We start from the raw sequence: 23,874 nt of genomic DNA, 5'->3' as shown, positions 1-23,874 counted from the left end.
TTGCTTATTCATAAGCAACTAGCGTCCGCCGCAACGATGTGCGGAGACTTGGGATGACGGTTCGGGATTCAGGTGTTCAACGAATTCAAGCCCGCAGGAATCATTCCTGCTACGGAATGGGCCTGGGCATCATCATCCTCGACGAGGTGTATCCAGGCTTCCCGGGCGATGTGCGGAACGCCAGCGCCTATCCCTTTCCGATCCAGTATGAAATCGCCGAAGGCGTCGACATCCAGAACCTCGTGCGCGGCGACGACAAGAAAGCCCTGCTGGAGCCGATCGTCAGGGCCGCGCGGAAACTGGAACGCATGGGATGTCGGGCAATCGCCGCCGAATGCGGCTACTTCGCCTGGTTCCAGAAGGAGATCGCGGCCAGCGTCGACGTGCCGGTCTTCGCGTCGAGCCTGCTGCAGGTGCCTCTCGCCCAGATGACGATCGGTCCCGAAAAGGTCGTCGGCATTCTTGTCGCCGAGGGCGATCGGCTCAGTGACCGGCACCTGACTTCGGTGGGCGTGACGCTTGGCACGAACTACGTCGTTCACGGCGCAAAGGACGACGGCAAGACGCCCCAGTTCGACACGCTCTGGACGAAGGAGATCCGGCCCGAAATCCCGACCGCGGATTACGGCCTGGCGGAGCGCGACATCGTCAAGGTCGCGAAGGATTTTGCCGCCGCTCATCCCGACATGGGAGCCATGGTGCTCGAATGCACCGGGTTTCAGCCCTTCGGCCGGGCGATACAGCGCGAAATCGACATGCCCTTGTTCAGCTGGTCGACCTTGCTGGACTACGCCTATTCCGCCGCCGTGCACCGGGATTTCTACGGTCATGTCTGACGTGCGACATCAACCGAATGAAAAAGGCGCGGCCGAAACCGCGCCCTTCTCAAGTCGCTTCGAAGAGCCTTGGCTCTCCGGCTCCTAACCCGTGAGCTTTATTCCGCCGCCTCGTAGCCGGCGATGCCTTTGACCTCGAGGAAATCCTCCAGGCCGTATTCGGCATATTCGCGGCCGTTGCCGGACTGTTTGTAGCCGCCGAAGGGCAGGCCAGCGTCCCAGGTCGGATAGTTGATGTAGACATTGCCGGAGCGCATGCGGGCAGCCACGTCGCGCGCCTTCTCGATGTCCTTGGCCTGGATGTAGGAGGCAAGGCCGTAGACGGTGTCGTTGGCCTGCTCGACCGCCTGCTCGACCGTATCGTAAGGCATGATCGACAGCACCGGCCCGAAGATCTCCTCCTTGGAGATGCGCATGTCATGCGTGACGTTGGCGAAGACGGTCGGGCGGACATAGTAGCCGCGATTGAGCTCGGCCGGGCGGCCGGGCCCACCGGCGACCAGGGTGGCGCCCTCGTCGATGCCGCTCTGGATCAGATCCTGGATCTTGTCGAACTGGATCTGGCTCACCACCGGGCCAAGCTTGGACGCGGGCGCGTCAGCCGGGCCGACGGTGAATTTTTCCGCCGCCTTCTTCGCATAGCCGGTCGCCTCGTCGAGACGGTCGCGCGGCACGAACATGCGGGTCGGCGCGTTGCAGGACTGGCCGCTGTTGCCGAAGCAGCCGGCGACGCCCTTGGTGACGGCCCGCTCCAGGTCGACATCGGGGAACAGGATGTTGGCCGATTTGCCACCCAGTTCCTGATGCACGCGCTTGACCGTATCGGCGGCCGCCTTGGCGACCAGGATGCCGGCGCGGGTCGAACCGGTGAAGGACATCATGTCGACATCCGGATGGCTGGCCAGCGCCTGGCCGACGGTCGGGCCGTCGCCGTTGACGAGGTTGAACACACCCTTCGGCACGCCGGCCTCGTCGATGATCTCGGCGAAGATGATGGCGTCGAGCGGCGCGATCTCGGACGGCTTGAGCACCATCGTGCAGCCGGCGGCGAGCGCCGGACCGACCTTGCAGGTGATCTGGTTGAGCGGCCAGTTCCACGGCGTGATCAGGCCGACGACGCCGATCGGCTCCTTGACGATGAGCGACGAACCTTTGACGTGGCGGAACTGGAAGCTCTTCAGCACCTCGGCCATCTTTTCCAGATGCGCCTGACCGACGCCGACCTGGCTGTCCAGCGCCATCTGGCGCGGCGCGCCCATCTCGCGCGAGACGGCAAGCGCCAGGTCCCTGCTGCGCTTCTTGTAGATTTCGATGACGCGGTTGAGGATATCGAGCCGCTCCTCGACCGAGGTGAAGCCGAACGTGGCGAAAGCGCGCTTGGCGGCGGCCACCGCCTTGTCGACATCGGCCTTGGAGCCGAGTGATATCTGCGCGAAAGCGTCTTCGTTCGAAGGATCGATCACGTCGAGAGTGTTCGGCACCACGGGATCGACCCAGGCGCCGTCGATATAGAACTGCAGATCGTGTGACATGGTTTCGCTCCTTGCGGGCCGGTTTTGCTCGATTGTGGTGAGGTGATCGTCGTATATCGTCAGAAATAACGATGCGGCATGCACTCTGTCAAATGCAAGCTTGAAGTGCTTGAGCCAGCACGTCGGGTGTTGCGCCAGAGAGCCGGTACCCTGATGGGATGGGCTAGAGCAGCGTATGGCCCGCCGCGCCCAGCAAACGTATCGCCGCGGCCCGGTCCGAGGCCTTCACCAACAAGTGGTCGCCGTCGAAGGTAGAGACGACGAAGACGCCCAGACCATTTTCCGACAGCGGCCTGACGACCGACAGCACGATGCCCGTTTCGCCGAAGGCGAAGGGGCCTTCGAATTTGAAGGCGACCCAGTCGTTGTCCTGCCTGACGGCAGCCGGTACACGCTCCTGCAAACAGGCGATCGACAGTTCATTCTCCGTCCTGCTGATGCTGACGAAGCCCGGGCCGTCCGCCCAAGCGGGAATGCCGTCTCCAGCCTCAAGCCTCGAAATCGCATAAACACCGGGGAGTTGCTTCAATCTGATCCGGGCAGCCATTCGTTGGACTCCGTCTCTGGTTTACGCGGTCACGGAAGGTTCTTGCTCATATAGACCGTCGTGCCGTTCATGAACGGCTCCTCACGGTCGATCGCATAGCCGAGCCTTTTGGACAGCGACACATTCGCCTCGAAGGCGCCGTTGGTCAGCAGGCGAAGTTCGCGCAAGCCTGCTTCATCGGCCGTGCGCTCGGCGCTTTCAAGTAGCTTGCGCCCGATACCCCTGCCCTGCGCCTCGGAGGCCACGGCGACGTTCTCGATCCAGATATGGTCGTCATGCGTGATGGTTTCGATCAGGCCGACGATGCGGCCGTTCTCGATGGCGAGATCGAATTGGTGCTCCTGAAGCGCCTTGTCGTAATCGGCGCGCATCGGCAAGGGCTCGCGGCCGATCACCGGCACCCATCTGGCATAGGCTTCGCGCACGATGTCGCGGATAGCGGCGGCATCCGCCGCCTCGGCCGGCCGAAACCGGATGGAGGAATTGTTGGCCATCAGAGGCTCCAGATATGAAAAACCCGCCGGCGGGCGGGTGGCGCGGGAAACGAACGAACCGGACTATGTCGTCGGGTTTTGTCGTCGCGCGATCAGCCTGCCGCTTCGCATTGTGCGGAGGCAGCGTCGCTTGGTGTCGGCAGGCACAGCGGCAAACATGGCGGCATGGTTGGAGCAGGAACCGGCGAGCGTCAAGACATCGCCCGGTCCGGCCATTGGGCCAACCGTCGGCAAGGCGGCCGGACATTATCCAGAGCGGATGTCCTCAAACCGATGCGGCGTGCGTCACGCTCGGCCAGGCCGCCAGCAATTCCTTCGTATAGGCCTCGCGCGGCGCACCGAAGAGCGCCCCCACCTCGCCGATCTCCACCACCTTGCCCGCGCGCATCACGACGGCGTTCTCGGCGATCAACCGCACCACCGCCAGATTGTGGCTGATGACGACAAGCGTGATGTTCTGCGCGCGCCTGATGTCCTGCAGCAGATTGAGCAGGTCGCCCTGGACGGAGACGTCGAGGCCGGCGGTCGGTTCGTCCGCGATCAGGATGGAGGGCTTCATCAAGAGCGCGCGCGCGATCGCCACCCGCCGCGCCTGCCCGCCGCTGATCTCATGCGGGTATTTGTCGATGACACTGTCGGGCAGGCCGAGCCGTTTCAGGATGACCAGCAGACGCTCATGCGTCGCCGCATGCGGCTCTTTCAGCACCGTGCCGACTTCGTTCATCAGCGTGCGGATGCGGCTGCGCGGCGACAACGAGGCGGCTGGGTCCTGGAAGATCGGCTGGACAATGCGGGCGCGCCGCGTGAGCGCGGCGCGCCCTTGCTGCAAAGGGGTGCCGAGGATGCGTATCTCGCCCGCGTCCAGCCGCTGCAGGCCGAGCATGGCGCGCATCAGCGTCGTCTTGCCGGATCCGGATTCGCCGACGATGCCGAAGCATGTGCCCTGAGGGACCGACACCGAGACGCCCTCCAGCGCCACGGTCTGGCCAAAGCGCAGTTGCGCGTCATGAACAGCGATCGCATCGGTCATGGCGTCACCAGCCGAAGGCAGCGGGCGGCATGCGCCGCGTTTCCGGCAACGGGATAGTCGCCGGGGACCACCTTCGCGCAATCCTCGAACGAGACGTCGCAGCGGCCGTTGAAGATGCAGCCGGGCGGCCGCCTGCGTGGATCGGGCAATTCCCCGGCGATGACGGTGAAGCGATTCTGAGCGGCGTCGGCATGGCGCTCGCGGTCGATCGGGACCTCGCAGTCGAACAGCATGCGCGTATAGGGATGGCCGGGCTGGCGCTGGACGTCCCGCACCGAACCGCTTTCCAGCCGCTCGCCGGCGTAGAGCACCGCAATGCGGTCGCAATGCTCGGTGACCAGACCCAGGCTGTGCGTGATCAGCAGCACGGCGCAGCCGATGCGATCACGCAGACCGATGATTTCGCGCATGATCTGCGCCTCGACGGTGACGTCGAGGGCCGTGGTCGGTTCGTCGGCGATCAGCAATGCCGGCTCCGACAGCAGCGCCATGGCGATCACCACGCGTTGGCGCATGCCGCCGGAGAGTTCATGCGGATACTGTTCCATCCGCTGCTTCGGATTGCCGAGCTTCACCTTCGCAAGCGCATCCTCGGCCTGGGCCATCCGGGTCTTGCGGTCGCTGGCGGGCGAGCGCCGGCGCAGCACCTCGATCAGCTGCGTGCCGATGGTGAAGACTGGATTGAGCGACAGCATCGGATCCTGGAAGATCATCGCCATGCCGCGGCCGCGCAAGGGTGCCGTCGCATTTGGCCTAGTCAGGTCGAACCGCCTGCCTTCGATGGTGGCGGTGCCCGAGGTCACCCTGGCATTGTTGGCGAGCAGTCCCATCAGCGCGAAGGCGACCGTCGATTTGCCGCTGCCGGATTCGCCGACAAGGCCGAGCATCTCGCCCTTCTGGATGTCCAGCGACACGTCGCGCAAGGCATGCGCCGTGCCGATCGGCAGGCTGTAGTCGACCGAGAGATTGCGCAGCGAAATCGCCATCAGCGCGCCCCCGCCGACTTGGGATCGATGACACGGCGCAACGCTTCGCCAAGCAAGGTGGCGCCGAGCGTCGCGACCGCCAGCACCAGCGCTGCGGTGATGGTCGGCCACCAGGATTGGTTGATCGACACGAAACCATCCTTGATCAGCGTGCCGAGCGAGGATTTCGGCGGCTGCACGCCAAAGCCGAGGAAGGACAGGGACGCCTCGAAGGCGATAACGACCGGCAGGTTCATGCTGGCGAGAACGATGATCGGTCCGGCGACGTTGGGCAAATAGTGCCTGACGACAATCGTCACGGGATGCACCGCCAGCATGCGCTCGGCCTCGATGAAGCTCAGATTGCGCAAGGTGCGGGCCCGCGCCCGGGCCATGCGCCCGAATTGCGGGATGAAGACGACCGTGACAAGAAACACGAAGGTGGCCGAGCCCTTGCCGTAAAGCGCGATCAGCGCAAAGGCCAGGATCAGCGGCGGAAAGGCGTTGACGATATCGAAGACCGCCGTCACGGCGCGATCGACCCAGCCGCCGGCAACACCTGCGACAATGCCGATCAGCGAGCCGATCACCGACGAGATGACGACGATCAGTACCGCCAGCGTCAGCGCATAGCGCGTGCCGACCGAGGTGCGCGCCAGGAGGTCGCGGCCGAGATTGTCGGTGCCGAGCAGATGCGCCACGCCCGGCGCCGCGAAACGCGCCTTGATGTCGAGGACATTGGGATCGGGACTGACCAATGGCCCGAGCAGCGCGAACGCCAGGATGGCAATGGTGAAGGCGAGGCCGAGGCGGCCGTCGCGTTCCGAGCAGATGCGCTTCAGCGCCCAAATCGCCTCGCTCATCCGCGCCCCGCGGCAATACGGGGATCAAGCAGCGCGTTGATCATGTCGACCACGAGATTGGCGAGGATGTAGAAGGCGACGATGAAGACCACGCAGGCCTGGACCACTGGATAGTTGCGCTGCGCGATCGAGTTGAAGATCAGGCTGCCGATGCCCGGCCGCGCGAAGATGATCTCGACCACGACCGAACTGCCGATCAGGTCGCCAAGCCCGATGCCCAGGATCGACACCACCGGCACCAGCGCGAGCTTCAGCGCGAAGAGGCCGACGATGCGGTATTCGGAAACGCCATAGGCGCGCAGCGTGCGCACATGAAGCTCGGCCAGCGTGTCGAGCAGCGCTGCCCGCACCAGCCGCGAAATATAGCCGACCCAGCCCAGCGCCAGCGCCACGCTGGGCAGCACCAGATGCTGCAGGCGGTCGACGATGTCGCCGGGATTGCCGGCGCCGGCCACCGGCAGCCAGTGCAAGCCGATGGCGAAGACGAGGAAGAGCACGACCGAGACCACCAGCGTCGGCGTGGTGATAAAGGAAATCGACAGCAGCGCCAGGCCGCTGTCCAGCCACGAGCCGGGCTTCAGCGCGGCGATGACGCCGATCGGGATGCCGACGACAAGCGCCAGCGCCAGCGCGCTGAAGGCCAGCGCCAGCGTGTTGGGGATGACCTCGAGCACCAGATCGAGGATTGGCCGGTGCGAGACGACATCCTCGCCGAAATTGCCCGTCGCCGCGTGGCTGACGAAGAGCCAGAGTTGTTCGGCCAGGCTACGGTCGAGGCCCATGTCATGCACGATCTGCGCGCGCAAATCCGGCGTGGCGCGTGGGCCGAGCATCACCGAGGCGAAGTCGCCCGGAACCAGGCGCACCATCAGGAACAGGAGCAGCGTGGCGCCGACGATGGTCAGCATCACCGAAGCAAACCGCGTCGCGATGAAGGCGGCGGTCCGTTGCCATCTGGTCATCCGGCTGGCCCTTCCAGGTCCATCGCTTTTCTCTTGTCCGACGTTGTCCCGGACGGAAGGCTACGGCGAAGGCGCCGAGCCCGACCGTTTCCGGGCAGAAAGTCGTTTCACACTTTTCCTGGATTGCTCGGTCGCCCTCACGCCTTGTCGAAGAACTCGAACTGCCAATCCTTGCCGTTGGGAAGGAACATCGGCTTCAGCCAGGTCGCATCGACAAAGAAGTTGCGGCCATGGGTGATCCAGATGCACGAGACCGATTCATCGAGCAGTTTCTGCATCTTGATATAGATTTCCTCGCGCTTGGCTTTATCCAGCGTTTCCAACCCTTCCTGATGCAGCTTGTCGAATTCCGGGCTGTTCCAGCGTTGCCAGTTCCACAGGCCGATCTGGCTGGCCAGGAACCACTGTGTCTGGAAGCTCGGATCGAATTTGGACGTATAGGGGATGAGCGTCAGCTCGAGGTCCTTGCTGGCATTATCGGCGCCGAGCGCCCAGTAGGCGCCTGAATCCATGGCGTTGATGTTGATGGTGATGCCGACCTCGGCAAGATTGGCCTGGACGATCTGAGCGACGGCCAGCGACGTGGCGTCGTTGAGGCAAGTGAAGGTGAAAGTCAGGTTGGACTTGCCAGCCTCGCTCAGCAGTTGCTGGGCCTTGGCGACGTCACGGTTGTAGAGCGGCGCGTCGGCCCAGTTGCCGAGCAGGCCAGGCGCCAGCAGCGTCTTGGCGCGCGAGGTGGCGCCGGAATAGGCGCCCTGGATGATGGCGTCGATATCGATCGCCCAGCGGATCGCCTGGCGCACCTTCAGGTCAGCCAGATCACCCTTTTCGACGTTGATGCCGATCCAGGTGTAGTCGATGCCCGGGATATCGATGACCTTGGTGTCCGCCAGCCCCTTGGCGGTGTCGAGCTGATCGGCATCGAAGGCGGTGAAATCGAGTTCCTTGGCCTGGTAGGACAGGAACGAGGTCTTGTGTTCCGGGATGATCTTGCCGGTGATCTCCTCGAAATGCGCCTTGTACGGGCCCTTGTAGTCGGGGTTCGCGGCAAGCACGAACTGTTCCTTCGGCCGCCATTCCCTGAGCACCATCGGACCGGATCCGATCAGCGTCGTGGCGATCTTGTCGCCGAGCTCTTCGGTCGCCTTTTTCGACAGAATTGCGCCCGAGGCGTCGCAGATACCGATCAGCCACAGCGCCGCCGATGGATGCTTGAGGGTGAGCTTGCCCGTGTATTTGCCGGTGACCTCGACCGACTTCAGCGCTTCCATGTCATCGGCATAGGTCAGTTTCTTGCCGTTCTTGTCGCCATTGATGTAGCGGTCGAAGGAGAATTTGACGTCGTCCGCCGTCATCTCGCCATAGCCGCCGGTGAACATTTGACCCGGATTGAGCTCGAAATCGAACTCGGTATCGGAAATCTGCTTGATCTCCTTGGCCGCGTCGTTCGTCCAGGTGAGCTTGCCCGGCTCGAAACGAACCAGCGTCTGGCAGACCGAGCGGATGATGTTGCCTTCGGTGGTGCCGACGCGGTTGCCCGGGTCGAGATTGCCGATATCCGTGTCGAGCGCGATGATCGGATTGGTTCTGGCGGCGGCAAAGGCGAAGCGGGCGTAAGGCAGGATCGCCAATGCCGATGAGCCCGCCAGGAAGGTTCTGCGGTCGAGTTTCATGCGCATTTCATTCCCCTTTTTTGTTGGTTATATGCCTGTCGATCACATGCAGTCGCGTGGAATGACCTCGTCATAGTTCCGTTCGGCGAAGATCGCTCCCCGTTCATAGGCTTTGACCCAGCCGCGAGCATAGAAATTGTCGCGGTCGCAGCTGAAGCTGATTTCGCAATCGACGCGCGCGTTCCAGTCAGGCCGGGTGAATTCCTCGTGGCACGTCACGGTGGTGGCGCAGCTCGCCGGATCGTCGCCGGAGACACCGTACACCTTGCGGCGCCATGACGTGATCTCGGTGCCGGTATCCTCCAGGATGAAACGCCCGTCATCCGACATCGCGGTCAGTTCGGTGCGTTCTGTCGGCAGATCGGTGGTCAGCGAGCGCAACTGGCGCGCCGGCTCCTTGACCGTCACCGGTCCGGGCTCGGCCCAAAGCGGCTCCGCGAAGGCCACCGGGACCAGTCCCTCCTCGCTGGCCAGCACCGCGAGGTCGAGCCGACAGCCTGACGGATCGAAGGTCAGGATGGTGCGCTCCGGCGACGGCCATGCCATCGGCCAATAGGACGAAGAGATCGCCACGCGCAGCCTGTGACCGGCGGGAATAACCTGCGCCACCGGTTTGAGGGACAGTTCGAGCTCTTCGAAGCGACCGGGCGTCAGCGGCACCGGGAATTCGTGGCTGTCGCGATGCGTGAGGTTGAGCAGCGCGAAGGTGACGAAGGACGAAGTTCCGTCGGGCGCCAGATCGGTCAGCCGGACGCAGACCTGCGCCTGTGGCTTGTCGGCGGCAACGCGCAGCCTGATCTTCGAGACGCCGGTCAGCGGCAGATCGGTGTCCATCATGGCGCTGTCGAAGCAAAGCGAACCGCCATCGTCGGCGCGCTGGTCGCGCGCACCTTCAGCGGAGATGCGACCCTGGCCGTAAGGGCACCATTCTTGCCCCTGCACGCCCGTCGTCAGCGGCGACGAGATCACCGGCTTGATGCCGCCGGCATCAGGCGCCTCGGCGAGCCTGCCGTCGCCGTTCAGCCAGAAAGTCCGGACGCCGATCTGCTTCGCCGGCCATTGCGGCAGGCCCAGCCACCGCCCGACCGGAAATCCATATGCGAATGTGGCCTGGCGTAGTCCATCAGGTAGAGCCGCATGTCGGGATCGCTGTCGACACCGTTGTCGATGCCTTTCAGCCAGTGATCGTACCAGCGGAGGCATTCCTGCAGATAGCCGACGGCAGGCCCCGGAACGCCGTAGTTCGGCTCCTTATGGCCCCAGGGGCCGCATAGGCCCTTGGCGGGCGCCTCGAGATTTTCGACCAGGTTGAAGATCGTCTGGGTGTAGCCGTCGAGATAGCCGCCGACCGCGAGCACGGCGCATTCGATGGCGGAGAAATCCTCGCAGACAGAACCCTGTTTCCAGAACGCGTCGCGACGCTGGTGCTTCAGCCATTCGGCAGCGTGGTTCTTGTGGTCGTCGAGCCGGCTCTTCCACATTTCGCGCCAGCGATCCTCGCCGACGACGGCGGGATCGGGCGGCAGCGCCGAATAGCCGAACAGCGCTCCGCCCCAGCCGAAATTGTCGTTGATCAGCAGGCCGCCATTGTAGTGGGCGTCGCAGGCGTATCGGTCGTCGGTGGAGCAGGACGTGACGATCGCCTTCAATTGCGGCGGACGGCGCGCCGCGACCTGCAGGCCGCTGAAGCCGCCCCAGCTGTTGCCGATCATGCCGGCGACGCCGCTGCACCAAGGCTGGGAACACAGGTTGTCGAGGATCTCCAGCGCATCGTCCTGCTCGCGCCGGACGTATTCGTCGTCCAGCAAACCGTCGGAATCGCCCATGCCGGCGATGTCGACGCGGGCGCTGGCGTAACCATGACCGGCAAAGAAAAGATGCATCTCCTCGTCGCCGGTGCGCGTGCCGTCGCGGCGGCGATACGGTATGTATTCGAGGATTACCGGGACGGGGTTTTTCTCGGCGTCTTCCGGCAGAAACAGGCGGGCGGCCAGCTTGCGGCCGTCGCTTAGCGGAATCCAATGGGTTTCGACCGTTCTGACCCCGGAAATGGCGACGCTGGGCATGAGGACTCCGGCTTGGATTAAATGACGATATAATATATTGAATAGCCAATCAATATACCAACGCAGAGGCAATGCAATGGCAAAACGATCCATCAAGGCGATGCGGCGCGACGAGCTGATGGACGCCGCGATCGCCGTCATCTCCGAGGAAGGCATGCCCGGCGCCACGATGGCCGTGATCGCCCGGCGTGCCGGCATGTCGGCAGGATTGGTCAACCACTATTTCGACAGCAAGGAAGAGCTTATCGCGCTCGCCATGCGCAGCCTGTCGAACCTGTTTCGCCAGGACATCATGCGATTGGCGCCTGCCAATCCGACGCCCGCCCAGCGGCTGAGGGCGATTGTCGACGGATCGTTCGCGCCGCGACATCTCGGAGCGCCCAAGCGGGCAGCGATGTGGATGCAATTCATGATCGCCGCTCAGACTGAACCGCGCATCAAGCACCTTTACCACCTGACCGGCGCGCGCTTCGTCTCCAACATCCGCTATGCCGTCAGGAGGCTGGTTCCGGCGGATCAGGTCGACGATATCGTCGACGGCATCGCGGCCCTCATCGACGGCTTCTTCTGGCAGAATGCGGGCGAGTATGAGGAAGAGGACCTGGAACGGGCACGCAGGATCTGCTGGCGCTATGTCTGCCTGCAGATACCCGGCATCGAGGCGTAAGCTCGAACATCTGATCGGTTCAAGATCAATCGTTCGTAAAAATCGATCATTGTAACTCGAATAATTCGTTGGAAGGATTGGTTCTGGAATGGCATTCCGGCGGCGAAAGCGCCTGGAGAATTGAATTGTCCTTCCTGCCCGCCACCGCGAACGATCTTCCAAATGGCCTGACCCCGGCCACGACCGGGCGCAAAGGCCCCGCCCTAACTGCTATCTCGGCCGGCATTTTGCCGGGACTGGTGCTCGTGGCGATGATCACCAGCGTCGCCTATTCTGCGCGCGGCTTCTCCGGCCTCACTCTGTTCAGCCCGATGATTCTGGCCGTCGTCGCCGGCATGATTTATTCCAACGTGCTCGGCCTGCCCGCCCATGCCAAGGCCGGCATCGCCTTTTCGCAAAAGCGCCTGCTGCGCTTCGCCATCGTGCTGCTCGGCTTCCAGCTGACGCTCGGCCAGGTGGCGGGCATCGGTCTTGGCGGGGTAGGCATCGTCGCGGCCACGCTCGGCGCCACCTTCCTGTTCACCGTCACGCTCGGCCGGCTGATCGGCGTCGACCGCAAGCTCGCGCAGCTGATCGCCGCCGGCACCTCCATCTGCGGCGCTTCGGCAATCGTCGCCACCAACATCGTCACCGACGCGCGCGACGAGGATGTCACCTATGCCGTTGCCGCGATCACGCTGTTCGGCACCGTCGCCATGCTCGGCTTCCCGCTGCTGGCGCCCGTCCTGGGGCTCGACCAGCACGGGTTCGGTCTCTGGGCGGGAGCCTCGATCCACGAGGTGGCGCAGGTCATCGGCGCCGGCTTCCAGAACGGCACTTTTGCCGGCGAGACGGCGACCGTCGCCAAGCTGACACGCGTCGCGATGCTGGCGCCCATGGTCATCGCGCTCGGCGTCATGGCGCGGCGCGGCAGCACCGACGCTTCCGGCGCAAAGCCGCCGATGCCCTGGTTCGTCGCGGCTTTCGTCGCGGTCGTGGCGGTGAACAGCCTGGTCGATATCCCGGTGCAGATCCATTCGGCGATTGCCCTCGCAGCACAGATCATGCTGACCATGGGGCTCGCCGCCATGGGCCTTCACGCCGACATCTCACAGCTGCGCTCGCGCGGCCTGCGCCCGCTGATGCTTGCCTTCTCGGCCTTCGTCTTCATCGCGGCTTTCAGCCTGACACTGGTGAAGCTCGTCTGAGGCAGGCCGAGACCGGCCTCACCTCTCAGTCCTCGCCATCATCCTCGAACTCGCACGCCGCGACATAGATCGCGGCGAGCTTCTCGATGCCTGCCTGGTCTTCCTTGTCGAAGCGGCCGGGCAGCGGACTGTCAAGGTCGAGCACGCCGAACGCGCCCTCGGCATCGCGCAGAAGCACGACCAGCTCCGAACGCGAATCGGCGTCGCAGGCGATGTGGCCGGGAAAGTCGTTGACGTCCTTGACCAGCATAGACATGTCGAGCTCGATGGCCTTGCCGCAGACGCCCTTGCCGACGGCAATGCGAACGCAGGCCGGCTTGCCCTGGAAGGGTCCGAGCACCAGCTCGTCCTCGGAGGCGAGGAAATAGAAGCCGGCCCAGTTGAGGTCGGGCACCATCTGGTAGATCAGCGCCGCCGTGTTGGCCGCATTGGCGATGGAATCGCCCTCGCCTTCCAGCAGCGCTTTCAATTGCGTGGCCAACTCCTTGTAGAAGGCCGGCTTGTTGCTTGTGTCGATTGCCGTTGCAGCGAACATCGCTTGATCTCTCCGTTGCAAGCCGGCCGCGCGGCCAGCTACAGTTCACCTCTCTCTGCCACCAAAACCGCCGCCGGGAAACAGCCTATCGTGACCTCCAGTCATTCCGGAACGCCAAGGGCGAGGACGATCCGCATCGCCGCAGCCGTCATCCGCGACGACGGCGGCAGGCTGCTTCTGGTGCGCAAGCGCGGCACCAGCACCTTCATGCAGGCGGGCGGCAAGATCGAGCCGGGTGAGTTGCCGGCCGCCGCTCTTGCGCGCGAATTGCGCGAGGAACTGGGCGTTGCCGTCGATCCGGCCACAGCCTTCCATCTCGGCTCCTTCTCGGCGCCAGCCGCCAATGAGCCGGATGCCCGCGTCGAGGCCGAGTTGTTCGAACTCTCCATCACCGGCGAGCCGGTCCCGGCGGCCGAGATCGAGGAGTTGATCTGGTTGAACCCGGAACTGGCAAGCGGCATGGAGCTGGCGCCGCTCACCGCCGATATCGTGCTACCGCGCTACGGCCGCCGGCCATGAGTTCGCGCAGCCAGGCAAAACAGGCAGCGAGCGGCGCCCCCCTCACCTTCGCGGTGCTGGTTTTTCCCTGCTTTCCGATGATGGCTTTCTCTTCCGTCATCGAGCCGCTGCGCGCCGTCAATATTCTCGCCAAGCGCGATTGCTATCGCTGGGTGATCGTCGGCGCCGATCCCGGCACGGTCGAAGCTTCGAACGGCGTCGTCATCCAGCCCGGCTTTTCCGCAGCGGACGCGCCGAAGGTCGACCGCATCGTCGTCTGCTCGGGCGGCGATGCCGACCATGTCGTGGCCGACGAGGCGATGAACTGGATCCGCAAAAGCCTGCGCGGCGGCGCGCATATCGGCGCGGTCGCCGACGCCGCCTTTTTCCTCGCCCGCGCGGGGTTGCTCGACGGGCATGCCTGCACCTTGCACTGGACGAGCCAAGCCGCCTTCACCGAGGCTTTTCCGGATATCGAGCTTCGGCGCGATCTCTTCGTCATCGACCGCAAGCGTTTCACTTCGGCCGGCGGCGTCGGCAGCCTCGACATGATGCTGGAAATCATCACGCAGGACTGTGGCGCCGAGATCGCGGCGAGTGTCGCCGAATGGTTCGTGCACTCTCCCTTGCGGTCCAGCGTCGACCGCAAGCTGATGCCGCTCAGGCTGCGCACCGGCGTCCAGAACGAGCTGGTGCTGTCGGCCATCGCCATCATGGAGGATGCGGTCGAGGAAAGGCTTGGCATGGCCGAGCTGGCGGGACGGCTCGGCGTGTCGGCCGACAAGCTCGAGCGCAGTTTCCGCGCCGAGCTGGATACCTCGCCCAATGGCTATTACCGGCGGCTCAGGTTGAAGCGCGCCGCCGATTTGCTGGCGCATTCGACGCTGATGGTGCGCGATGTGGCTTTGGCTTGCGGGTTTGCCTCGATGTCGAGTTTCGCAAGGGCGTTTCGCGAGGAGCATGGGCACGCGCCGAAGGCGATGCGTAGGCATTAGTGCGCCTATCACTAATACGCCGAGTTCCTTCACACCCCCCTCTGGCCTGCCGGCCATCTGCCCCGCAAAGGGGAAGATCAGCAGTTCCGCCGACGGCGTTCTTTCTGCAAAGTCTGCGATTGGCGAAAGCGACGACGACATCCAATCTCCCCCCTTGCGGGGGAAATGTCCGGCAGGACAGAGAGGGGTGCTGTCCCGCCGAAATCTCTGCGGCATCTGGCACGACATTTGCGGAATGCCGCACAAGCTCAAAACCCTGCCCGGCTATGTTCGCGAGAACAGGAGACTTTCCCATGAGCATCGTCGTATTCGACCCCGACAGCACCGAGGATGTGGACTTCAAGGACCGCATGCGCCACCCGGCCGCGGCCGACCCTGCCGGCGGCATGTGGCTCTCCGACACCGAACCGTCCTTCATCGACGCCGACGCGTTGCGCAAGGGGCGGCTGGCCAAGCTGCGCGCCTGGATGCGCGAGGCGGGCTATGGCGGCATCGTGCTGTTCGATCCATACAACCAGCGCTACGCCACCGGCTCGCGCAACATGTTCGGCTATTTCCTGCGCAACTCGACCCGCTACTTCTTCATCCCGACCGACGGGCCGATCGTGCTGTTCGAATATCCGCAGAGCTACCATGTCTCGATGGTGCTCGACACGATCGACGAGGCGCGGCCATCGAAGCTGGTCTGGTCGTCGGTCTCGGGCCGCGACGACGAGACGGCCGGACCGTTCGCCGACGAGATTGCCGAGCTTCTCAAGAAGCATGGCGGCGGCTCGATGAAGCTCGGCCTCGACCGCTGCAGCCACCTGCAGGCGCTGGCCTTGGAAAAGCGCGGCTGCGAGGTTCGCGATTGCCAGGGCGAAATCCTGGCGGTGCGCGCGGTGAAGACGCATGAGGAGGTGAAATGCCTGCTGGCGTCGATGGCGGGCGCAGAAGCCGCGGTGGCGGCGGTGCGCGAGGCGATCAAGCCCGGCGTTTCCGAGAACGAGCTGTTCGCCATCATGTATGGCGAGGTCATCCGCCAGGGCGGCGAGTTCATTGAGACGCGTCTGCTGACGTCGGGACAGCGCACCAATCCCTGGTTCAACGAGGCGAGCGGCCGCAAGATCCGGCCGGGCGAATTGCTGGCGCTCGATACCGACACAATCGGCTGCTACGGCTATTATTCCGACTTCTCGCGCACCTTCCGCTGCGGCCCGGGCAAGCCGACGCCCTACCAGAAATCACTCTACCGCATGGCGCATGACCAGGTGCAGCACAATATCGGCATCGTGAAGCCCGGCATGGCCTTCCGCGAGATCGCCGAGAAGGCGTGGAAGATCCCGGACCGCTTCGTCGACCAGCGCTACACGTCGGTCATGCACGGCGTCGGCATGCATGGCGAGACGCCGTTCATCGCGCATGCGATGGACTATGAGACCTATGGCCGCGACGGCATCATCGTGCCAGGCATGGTGGTGAGTGTGGAAAGCTATATCGGCGAGAAGGGCGGCCGCGAAGGCGTCAAGCTGGAGGACGAGATCCTCATTACCGAGACCGGCACCGAATTGCTCTCGCGTTTTCCATATGAGGACGAGTTTCTTGACAAGTAGCGCCTACGCATCGACAGCAATATCTACATGAAAACGCCCATCTCCATCCGACGCGGCACTGTCGCCACGGTGTTCATCGATCTCCAGGAGGAGCATCGCAAGGACAAACGCTATCTGGTCGAGGGGTTTGCCGACATCCTCGCCAACGTCCAGCGCCTGCAGGAGGCGGCGCGGCGCAATTTCGTGCCGCTCCATCACTGGGCCTACATCGTCGATCTCGCCGCGGCGCGGCCGTTCCACCCGGTGGACGAAAGCGGCAAGTCGGCCTTTTCCGACAAGGACGATCCGCTGACCGCGATCTGCCATGAGGTCGCGCCGCAAAACGGGGAGGCCACGCTGGTCAAGCAGGAAGCCAGCGCCTTCGGCAAGAACGATTTCGGCGACAAGCTCAAGGCGGCCGGCATCGAATGGCTGGTCATCGCCGGCGTCTGGACCGAGGCCTGCATCGACGCCACGGTGAAGGACGCGGTGGCGCGTGGTTTTCGCGTGCTGCTGGTCAAGGACGCCTGCGGCAGCGCGAGTGCCGCCATGCACCAGACCGGCATCCTCAACCTTGCCAACCGCCTCTATGGCGGCGCCGTCACCAACACGCTCGACGCCTGCCGGCTGATGGCCGGCGATACGGTCAGTGTCTGGCAGGTCGAGGGCTCGGTGTCGTTGCGCTTCACCTTCGAGAACGCGGCGCGGCTCTACGCAGAGCTCTGACGGCAGTGGCCAGCAATCCGACCGATCCGGCAGGCCGCGGCAAATACGCCGACCGGCTCGATCCGGAGCTCTGGGACTATATCGACAAGGTCAACAGCTGGTACCCGCCACAGATCGTCGCTGCCCCAATCGCCGAGCAGCGCGCCGTGTACGACAAAATGTGCGTCGCGTTTCATCAAGGCCATCCGGAAGGCGTTACGACCAGCGATGGCGTCGTCGCCACCGCCGCCCATGCGATCCCGGTCCGACGCTACCGCATGGCAAACGGGATCGCGGCGGCGGTTGTCGTTTATTGTCACGGCGGCGGCTTTGTGCTCGGTGACCTCGACAGCCACGACGATATCTGCGCGGAAATCTGCGCCGGCACCGGTTTCGAGGTGGTCTCGGCCGACTATCGGCTGGCGCCGGAGCATCTCCATCCGGCCTCTTTCGACGATGCTTTTGCCGTGTTCGAATGGGTCGCCGCGACCTGCACGCTGCCGATCGTGCTTTGCGGCGAGAGCGCCGGCGGCAATCTCGCAGCCGCGGTGGCGCAGGGGACGCGGCATCACCCCCGACATGCGATCGGCCAGGTGCTGATCTATCCCGGCCTGGGAGGAGACGAAAACGGCCGCTCCTATGTCGAGCATGCCGAGGCGCCGCTGCTGACGCTCGCCGACATCGACTTCTATCGGCGTGTCCGGTCCGCGCCTGGACAGTCAGCGGACGACCCAACCTTCTCGCCGCTCAAGGATCGTGACTTTTCAGGCCTGCCGCCGACGATCATCGTCACCGCCGAATGCGATCCGCTGTCGTCGGATGGCGAGGCCTATCGCGAACGGATTGTTGCCGCCGGCGGGCAAGCGTGGTGGCGCGAGGAGAAGCGGCTGGTACACAGTTTTCTTCGGGCACGCCCGACGGTGCCGCGCGCGGCGGAGGCGTTTGGGCGGATTGTTGCGGATATCGCAAGGCTGGGCGCTGGTGGTGGAGCGCTAATCTCCCCCCCTCGTGGGGGAGATGGCCGGCAGGGCAGAGGGGGCGAAGGATCGCAACCCTTCGGAAGCTTGAGCAGCTCAAACCATTCGTGATCGCAGCGGGGCTGAGTAATTGAGACGCTGGCGGGACAGCGCCCCCCTCTGCCCTGCCGGGCATCTCCCCCACGAGGGGGGAGATCGGCTGTATCGACACCCTGCGGAACAGCGCACAAGAACTGCGGAAACCCGACCACTTCGCTACGATAAGCGGACCTATCATCCCTCAGCAGGCAACGGTGCCCCGGCGGTCGCATCCGCCCCCGCGCCTGGCGATCCCGGGGCGCCCAACAACAGAGGGAACGACGATGAAATTCATGCTGACCGACAGAAAACTGCACCCGCGCGCCAGGCCGATCGCCGACGATTTCAAGAAGGGCGCGATCAGCCGGCGCGAATATCTGGCGCTGATGGCCGGCTTTGGCGTCAGCGCCGCCGGCGCGATGGCGCTGGGCGGGATTGCCCCCTCGCCTGCACGCGCCGCAGAACCGGAAAAGGGCGGCGTGCTGCGTGTGGCGATGAACGTCAAGGGTTTTAAAGACCCGCGCACCTTCGACGGCGTCGAGATGTCGAATGTCGCGCGCCAGTGCAACGAATATCTGGTGCGCTGGAAGACCGACTTCTCTTTCGAACCCTGGCTGCTGGAAAGCTGGGAAACCAGCGACGACGCCAAGACGATCACGCTTCACGTGCGCAAGGGCATCACCTGGTCGAACGGCGACATTTTCAACGCCGACGACGTGATCCACAACCTCAACCGCTGGTGCGACGCCTCGGTCGCCGGCAATTCGGTCGCGGCGCGTATGGGCGCGCTGGTCAATGCCGACACCAAGAAGCCGGTCGACGGCGGCATCCAGAAGGTCGACGACTACACCGTCAAGATCAACCTGCCCAAACCCGACATCTCGCTGATCGCCGGCATGGCCGACTATCCGGCGCTGATCATGCACCGCTCCTATGAGGGCGATGCCGATCCGAAGAAGGCTTTGGCGATCACCACCGGCCCTTGCGAGCTGGTGAGCTGGGATGCCGAGACGGGTGCGGAGGTGAAGCGCAAGGACAAGCCGTGGTGGAAGGGCGAGTTCTATCTCGACGGCATCAAATGGGTCGATTACGGCTCCGACCCCAACGCCATGCTGTCGGCCTTCGAATCCGGCGAGATCGACACCGACCATGAGACCACCTCGGATGCGGTGTCGCAGACCGAGCAGATGGGCTTGCAGAACTCAGAGATCGCGACCGGCTCGACCATCGTCGCGCGCTTCAATGTCTCCAACGCGCCCTATGACGACGTCAAGGTGCGCCGCGCGGCCCAGCTCGCCGTCGACAATGCGGCCGTGCTGAAGCTCGGCCTCGACGGGCGCGGAAAACCCGCCGACAACCACCATGTCGGACCAATGCATCCGGAATTTGCCGATATAGGCCCAGCCAAGCGCGACGTCGATCAGGCGAAGAAGCTGATTTCGGAAGCCGGCAAGGCCGATCACGAATACGAGCTGATCTCGGTCGACATCGAATGGCAAAAGAACACCGCCGACGCGATCGCGGCGCAGATCCGCGAGGCGGGCTTCAAGATCAAGCGCACCGTGCTGCCGGCCGCGACCTTCTGGAACGACTGGAGCAAGTTCCCCTATTCGTGCACCGAGTGGCTCGGCCGCCCGCTCGGCGTGCAGGTGCTGGCGCTGGCCTACAAATCGGGTGGCGCCTGGAACGAAAGCGCCTATTCGAACAAGGAGTTCGACGAGCTTCTCGACAAGGCTCTGGCAACGCCGGACGCCGCCAAGCGCAAGGAGATCATGACCAAGATCGAGACCAATTTGCGCGACTCCGGCGTCATCATCCAGCCCTACTGGCGCTCGGTCTACCGCACCTATCGCAAGGGCGTGCAGGGCTGCGAACAGCACCAGGCGCTCGAGCAGCATTTCGAGACCGTCTGGCTGGAGAGCTGATCCTCCCGGGACCTAAAGCGCGTCGCGATCCTTCGGATTCGCTCCATGCGCTTTAGGTCTTTGATTTTACGCATGTCTTTATCCCGAAACCGGTTCCCACTTTCGGGAGACACGCTTTAGACAGTCGGCGCGGCTCTGCGGGACGCGCTGACTGTCTCCATTTGCCAAGCAATCGCATTTCGGCACAGATTGTGCTCGACCGGCTTGCTGCCGGCCCGGAATGCGAGAAGACAGCAAGGCATGGACCATTTCGACCTCGGCACCTATCGCCGCCCCATCTCCACTTCATCGGCCGAGACGCAGCGCTGGTTCGATATCGGGCTGAACTGGTGCTACGGCTTCAACCACGAGGAAGGGATAAAGTGCTTCGAGAAGGCGCTGGGGACCGATCCAGCTTGCGCCTTCGTGCATTGGGGCATCGCCTATGCCGCCGGGCCTTTCTACAATTTGACCTGGAAGGAACATGGCAAGGCCGAGGCCGACCATGTCGCCAGGCGCTGCTTCGAGCATGTGCGGCTGGCGCAAGCCAATGCGGCGAGCGCGAGCCCTGTCGAGCAGCGGCTGATCGAGGCGCTGGCCGCCCGCTTCCAGCAGCCGCATGGCGTGAGCGCCGCGGAATTCGAGAAATGGGACGACGCCTATGCCGCCGCGATGCGCCAGGTTTATCGCGATTTCCCCGACGACCATGATGTGATGGCGCTGACCGTCGAGGCGCTGATGATGCGCACGGTGCGGCGCCTATGGAACCTCCGGAACGGTGCGCCGGCGCCGAATTCCGATGTGATCGAGGCACTGGATATCTGCGAGCGCTCGATCCGGCTCTCGGACGAGGCAGGCACCGAACCGCACCCGGCGGCGTTGCATCTCCACATCCATCTGCTCGAAATGTCGACGCAGCCCGAGCGCGGCATGCGCTCGGCGGAGCGGCTGGGTACGATGTGCCCGGATGCCGGCCATATGAACCACATGCCTGGGCACATCTACGTGCTCTGCGGCGAGTATGAGAAGGCGAAGATCGCCAGCGAGAAGGCGGTGCGCGCCAACGACCTCTACCTCGCCTATGCCGGCGAGCCGACCTATTACCTGCTCGGCTGCTGCCACGACCTGCACCTGATGATGTTCACCTGCATGTTGCTCGGCCAGTATCGTCCGGCGCTGTGGGCGGCGGACAAGGTGCGCAGCCTGGTGACACGCGATGTCGTCAGCATCCCCGAACGGCCCAAGCTGACGCAGACGGTCGAGGGCTATCACGCGATGAAATCGCACGTGCAGGTGCGCTTCGGGCGCTGGCGCGAGATCGTCGACGAGCCGATGAATGGCGAGCCGGGCCTCTATGTGCTGACCACCGCGCTGCAGCATTACGCCAAGGGCGTGGCGCATGCGACGCTGCGCGACTTCGGCTCCGCTGAGCGCGAACGCGATTTGTTTAGCCGGCAAATCGAAAGCATTCCGCCCGAACGCCGATTCCTCAGCAACCCGACAAAAGCCTCGCTCGCCGTGGGCGCGGCGCTGCTCGATGGCGAGATCGCCTACCACCAAGGCCGGCATGATGAGGCCTACGAGCATCTGCGTCGCGCGGTCGAGCTCGATGACAATCTCTCCTACACCGAGCCATGGGCCTGGATGCACCCGCCGCGCCACGCGCTGGCCGCGCTTCTGCTCGACCGGGGCCACGCGGACGAGGCCGAGCAGGTCTATCGCGACGATCTGGGCTTGAGCGGCGCCGTGCAGCGCTGCGCCCAGCATCCGGACAATGTCTGGGCGCTGCATGGGCTGGTCGAATGCCTGAAGCGACGCGATGAGAGAGAAGAGCTGCCGGAGTTGCGGGCGAAGTTAACTGCGGCGGTGGCCAAGGCTGATGTGGCGATCACCTCGTCGTGCTTATGCCGGACGAGCGTGGAGCCGGACCACTGCTGTTGCCACTGAGGCAGGGGGTCAGCGCCCTCGATCGAGCGCAGCGGCGCGGCGTTCCTTACGAGAATATCTCCGCCAGTTCGTCGACGCCGGTGCCTTCCTTGACTCGCCGAAGCTCGACGTAGGCGGTCGTCATGGCGATTGACGCCACTGTCCAAACAATCGCCGAGTCAATGAAGCTTGGAATTGTGCCGATGATCAAGACAGAGGCCGAAGGAACAGCGTTAGCGGCAAATCTAACTCCAAAAGCCATGGCCACCCGCATCAAGAACATCAGCGCCAGGACTATCAGGAACAGGCCGAATATCGGCCAGCGGTATCCTTTGGTTAGGGCACGGCTGCGCGCCATCGAAGCCATTGCTCCAAGTCCTTCGCGCATCGCTGCGGGGATAGCCGTGAGGGCAGTCAGCACCCACGCGACGCAGGGCAAGACCAACAGCACGAACGCCGCGCCGCCACCGAAAGACGGAAAGAGCAATTCGGCGCCGATCATCGCTTGTTGCGCGAAGAACCACACCAGATAGATCGTGAAGCCTATTCCGAGCACGGGAGCGGCTCGGCGGAAGGCCGCTCCTATACTGCTGCCGATCGACGGGCGACGGCCGTTGCTGCCGTCCATGACGGCTATCGACAGCACTGCGTGGCCCAGGAAGCTCGGCAGCGCGCCCAGGAGCCCGGCAATCAGCAAGAAGCCCACATACACCGCAACGGACAAGGGTTCGGCGTCGCCGCCGCCGACCAGATATGCCGCCCTCTCCCGATAAGCGAAGGTCAACAGGCTGCTTAAAACCGACGGCAAACCGAAAAAGAATGCGGCGACCGCCAGCGTGAGGGCAAGATTGCGGCCAATGAAAGAAGGCGTATCGCTGACCACCCTGCCCAGCCGGAATTCTCCGGCTGCGCCAGGACTGCCCGTGCCTTGAAGTCGATCCTTACGGTCTACGAGAAGATCTCCGCCAGTTCGTCGATGCTTGCACCTTCCTTCGCCTGGCGCAGCTCGACATAGCTCACCGCCGTGGCGATCGACAGCACCATCGACACCACGGTCTGCACCAGCGCGGCTCCGATCTCGGCGATGATGCCACCGAACAGCACGAGAACCAGCAATATCCCCCACTGGATGATCATCGCGATGATGATGAGAATGAGGAACAGACCGAAAAGTGCCCAGCGGCTGCCCTTGGTCAGGGCCCGGCTGCGCGACATCGAGCCGAACACGCCCCGCCGCTCCTGGATGAGGACCGGCACCGACATCGACCAGCCGAGCCAGAGGATGATGCCGGGCACGATCAACAGGACAAGACCGATGCCCGCGCCGAGGCCGACAAGAAGGCCGATGGCCAGCGTCGGCAGCAGAAAGCGGATCGCAATCTGGATACAGTCGCCGAAGGACGGCCGCTTGCCGTTGAGGTCCTCGATGGTCGCCCGCACGAGCGCCGACTGGAGCAGCAGCGCGCATACGAACGAGATCAGCCCGGCGATGATGGTGATATAGGAATTGCGAAACATGGCGCCTGGGTCGGCCATGGCGGCGGGGTCGCGGTGCATCATGGCGTCGATCTGCGGCTGGGTCCACAGCCTGACGAGCAATGCCGGCAGGCCCGCAAATAAAGCCGCCAACCCCACGCAAAGTCCGATGTTTCGGCCAATCACGCCGAAGGTGTTGCTGAACACCCTGCCGATCTCGAACCTGCCGGGTCGTCCCATTGTCGCAGTGGTCATGATAATTTCCCCCGAGTCACCGCCGCAGCCAATCGGTGACTTCAAAGTAAATTTGCCAAGATTGAGGGGTTACGTCCAGTGCGCTTGCAATTGTCATGGCGGATTGCCAGTGTCGGCCCCGAACCGCAGGTT

General features: G+C 63.9%; 23 protein-coding genes. 10 read left to right on the top strand and 13 right to left on the bottom strand.

The genetic code is table 11. The features are described from left to right. Window positions 1-53 precede the first annotated feature (53 nt). Complete coding sequence (locus tag FJ471_RS01030) at window positions 54-836, top strand: aspartate/glutamate racemase family protein (protein ID WP_140801309.1); 783 nt, start codon at window positions 54-56, stop codon at window positions 834-836. 98 nt (window positions 837-934) lie between these two features. On the opposite strand, the gene FJ471_RS01025 is transcribed toward FJ471_RS01030, so the two are convergent. The 10 genes from FJ471_RS01025 to FJ471_RS00980 all read right to left on the bottom strand — a co-directional run bounded on the left by FJ471_RS01025 (window position 935) and on the right by FJ471_RS00980 (window position 10,968). After that, window positions 935-2,368, bottom strand: a complete 1,434-nt coding sequence (locus FJ471_RS01025; protein WP_140801308.1) for an aldehyde dehydrogenase family protein — start codon at window positions 2,366-2,368, stop codon at window positions 935-937. A gap of 163 nt (window positions 2,369-2,531) precedes the next feature. Next, window positions 2,532-2,915, bottom strand: coding sequence for an ACT domain-containing protein (locus tag FJ471_RS01020; protein ID WP_140801307.1), 384 nt, complete (start codon window positions 2,913-2,915; stop codon window positions 2,532-2,534). Between the two features lie 29 nt (window positions 2,916-2,944). After that, window positions 2,945-3,409, bottom strand: coding sequence for a GNAT family N-acetyltransferase (locus FJ471_RS01015; protein ID WP_140801306.1), 465 nt, complete (start codon window positions 3,407-3,409; stop codon window positions 2,945-2,947). A 265-nt stretch (window positions 3,410-3,674) separates the two neighbouring features. Then, on the bottom strand, window positions 3,675-4,439 hold the full coding sequence (locus tag FJ471_RS01010; RefSeq protein WP_140801305.1) for an ATP-binding cassette domain-containing protein: 765 nt from the start codon (window positions 4,437-4,439) through the stop codon (window positions 3,675-3,677). After that, complete coding sequence (locus FJ471_RS01005) at window positions 4,436-5,425, bottom strand: ABC transporter ATP-binding protein (RefSeq protein ID WP_140801304.1); 990 nt, start codon at window positions 5,423-5,425, stop codon at window positions 4,436-4,438. Before FJ471_RS01005 ends, FJ471_RS01010 begins: the two co-directional genes overlap by 4 nt. Continuing rightward, complete coding sequence (locus FJ471_RS01000) at window positions 5,425-6,267, bottom strand: ABC transporter permease (protein WP_140801303.1); 843 nt, start codon at window positions 6,265-6,267, stop codon at window positions 5,425-5,427. Before FJ471_RS01000 ends, FJ471_RS01005 begins: the two co-directional genes overlap by 1 nt. After that, window positions 6,264-7,229, bottom strand: coding sequence for an ABC transporter permease (locus tag FJ471_RS00995; RefSeq protein WP_140801302.1), 966 nt, complete (start codon window positions 7,227-7,229; stop codon window positions 6,264-6,266). The genes FJ471_RS01000 and FJ471_RS00995 overlap by 4 nt, the downstream gene beginning before the upstream one ends. A gap of 137 nt (window positions 7,230-7,366) precedes the next feature. After that, window positions 7,367-8,908, bottom strand: a complete 1,542-nt coding sequence (locus tag FJ471_RS00990; protein ID WP_140801301.1) for an ABC transporter substrate-binding protein — start codon at window positions 8,906-8,908, stop codon at window positions 7,367-7,369. Window positions 8,909-8,944: 36 nt separating this feature from the next. Further along, complete coding sequence (locus tag FJ471_RS00985) at window positions 8,945-9,946, bottom strand: CocE/NonD family hydrolase C-terminal non-catalytic domain-containing protein (RefSeq protein WP_246684564.1); 1,002 nt, start codon at window positions 9,944-9,946, stop codon at window positions 8,945-8,947. Continuing rightward, entirely contained in the window at window positions 9,922-10,968 is a 1,047-nt protein-coding gene (locus FJ471_RS00980) for a CocE/NonD family hydrolase (RefSeq protein ID WP_181179042.1), read from the bottom strand. The genes FJ471_RS00985 and FJ471_RS00980 overlap by 25 nt, the downstream gene beginning before the upstream one ends. Window positions 10,969-11,044: 76 nt before the next feature. On the opposite strand from FJ471_RS00980, the gene betI reads away from it, so the two are divergent. Continuing rightward, window positions 11,045-11,635 carry a transcriptional regulator BetI gene (gene betI, locus FJ471_RS00975; protein ID WP_140801298.1) on the top strand — a complete coding sequence of 197 codons (591 nt, stop codon included), beginning with the start codon at window positions 11,045-11,047 and terminating at the stop codon, window positions 11,633-11,635. A gap of 167 nt (window positions 11,636-11,802) precedes the next feature. Next, entirely contained in the window at window positions 11,803-12,822 is a 1,020-nt protein-coding gene (locus tag FJ471_RS00970) for a YeiH family protein (RefSeq protein WP_246684563.1), read from the top strand. 25 nt (window positions 12,823-12,847) lie between these two features. On the opposite strand, the gene FJ471_RS00965 is transcribed toward FJ471_RS00970, so the two are convergent. After that, on the bottom strand, window positions 12,848-13,357 hold the full coding sequence (locus tag FJ471_RS00965; RefSeq protein ID WP_140801297.1) for a GAF domain-containing protein: 510 nt from the start codon (window positions 13,355-13,357) through the stop codon (window positions 12,848-12,850). Between the two features lie 90 nt (window positions 13,358-13,447). Here FJ471_RS00965 and FJ471_RS00960 point away from each other — a divergent pair, with 90 nt between their 5' ends. The 7 genes from FJ471_RS00960 to FJ471_RS00925 all read left to right on the top strand — a co-directional run bounded on the left by FJ471_RS00960 (window position 13,448) and on the right by FJ471_RS00925 (window position 22,032). Continuing rightward, entirely contained in the window at window positions 13,448-13,876 is a 429-nt protein-coding gene (locus FJ471_RS00960) for an NUDIX domain-containing protein (RefSeq protein ID WP_140801296.1), read from the top strand. Beyond that, window positions 13,873-14,850 (top strand): GlxA family transcriptional regulator, encoded by a 978-nt coding sequence (locus FJ471_RS00955; RefSeq protein WP_140801295.1) that lies wholly within the window; start codon window positions 13,873-13,875, stop codon window positions 14,848-14,850. The genes FJ471_RS00960 and FJ471_RS00955 overlap by 4 nt, the downstream gene beginning before the upstream one ends. A 293-nt stretch (window positions 14,851-15,143) precedes the next feature. After that, window positions 15,144-16,442: a Xaa-Pro peptidase family protein gene (locus tag FJ471_RS00945; protein WP_140801294.1), complete on the top strand. Its 1,299-nt coding sequence runs from the start codon at window positions 15,144-15,146 to the stop codon at window positions 16,440-16,442. Window positions 16,443-16,469: 27 nt separating this feature from the next. Further along, window positions 16,470-17,147 carry an isochorismatase family protein gene (locus FJ471_RS00940; RefSeq protein ID WP_140801293.1) on the top strand — a complete coding sequence of 226 codons (678 nt, stop codon included), beginning with the start codon at window positions 16,470-16,472 and terminating at the stop codon, window positions 17,145-17,147. 5 nt (window positions 17,148-17,152) lie between these two features. Further along, window positions 17,153-18,214: an alpha/beta hydrolase gene (locus FJ471_RS00935; protein WP_246684560.1), complete on the top strand. Its 1,062-nt coding sequence runs from the start codon at window positions 17,153-17,155 to the stop codon at window positions 18,212-18,214. 251 nt (window positions 18,215-18,465) lie between these two features. Continuing rightward, entirely contained in the window at window positions 18,466-20,106 is a 1,641-nt protein-coding gene (locus FJ471_RS00930; protein ID WP_140801292.1) for an ABC transporter substrate-binding protein, read from the top strand. Between the two features lie 240 nt (window positions 20,107-20,346). Next, window positions 20,347-22,032: a tetratricopeptide repeat protein gene (locus FJ471_RS00925; protein WP_140801291.1), complete on the top strand. Its 1,686-nt coding sequence runs from the start codon at window positions 20,347-20,349 to the stop codon at window positions 22,030-22,032. A gap of 46 nt (window positions 22,033-22,078) precedes the next feature. Here FJ471_RS00925 and FJ471_RS00920 read toward each other — a convergent pair whose 3' ends face one another. Together FJ471_RS00920 and FJ471_RS00915 are read right to left on the bottom strand one after the other, a co-directional pair. After that, window positions 22,079-22,894: a hypothetical protein gene (locus FJ471_RS00920; RefSeq protein WP_140801290.1), complete on the bottom strand. Its 816-nt coding sequence runs from the start codon at window positions 22,892-22,894 to the stop codon at window positions 22,079-22,081. A 65-nt stretch (window positions 22,895-22,959) separates the two neighbouring features. Then, window positions 22,960-23,742: a hypothetical protein gene (locus tag FJ471_RS00915; RefSeq protein ID WP_140801289.1), complete on the bottom strand. Its 783-nt coding sequence runs from the start codon at window positions 23,740-23,742 to the stop codon at window positions 22,960-22,962. Window positions 23,743-23,874 lie beyond the last annotated feature (132 nt).

Source organism: Mesorhizobium sp. B2-7-1 (assembly GCF_006440735.1).
GTDB lineage: Bacteria > Pseudomonadota > Alphaproteobacteria > Rhizobiales > Rhizobiaceae > Mesorhizobium.
The sequence above is the reverse complement of the archived record's forward strand: the minus strand, read 5'-3'. Positions and strand labels throughout refer to the sequence as shown.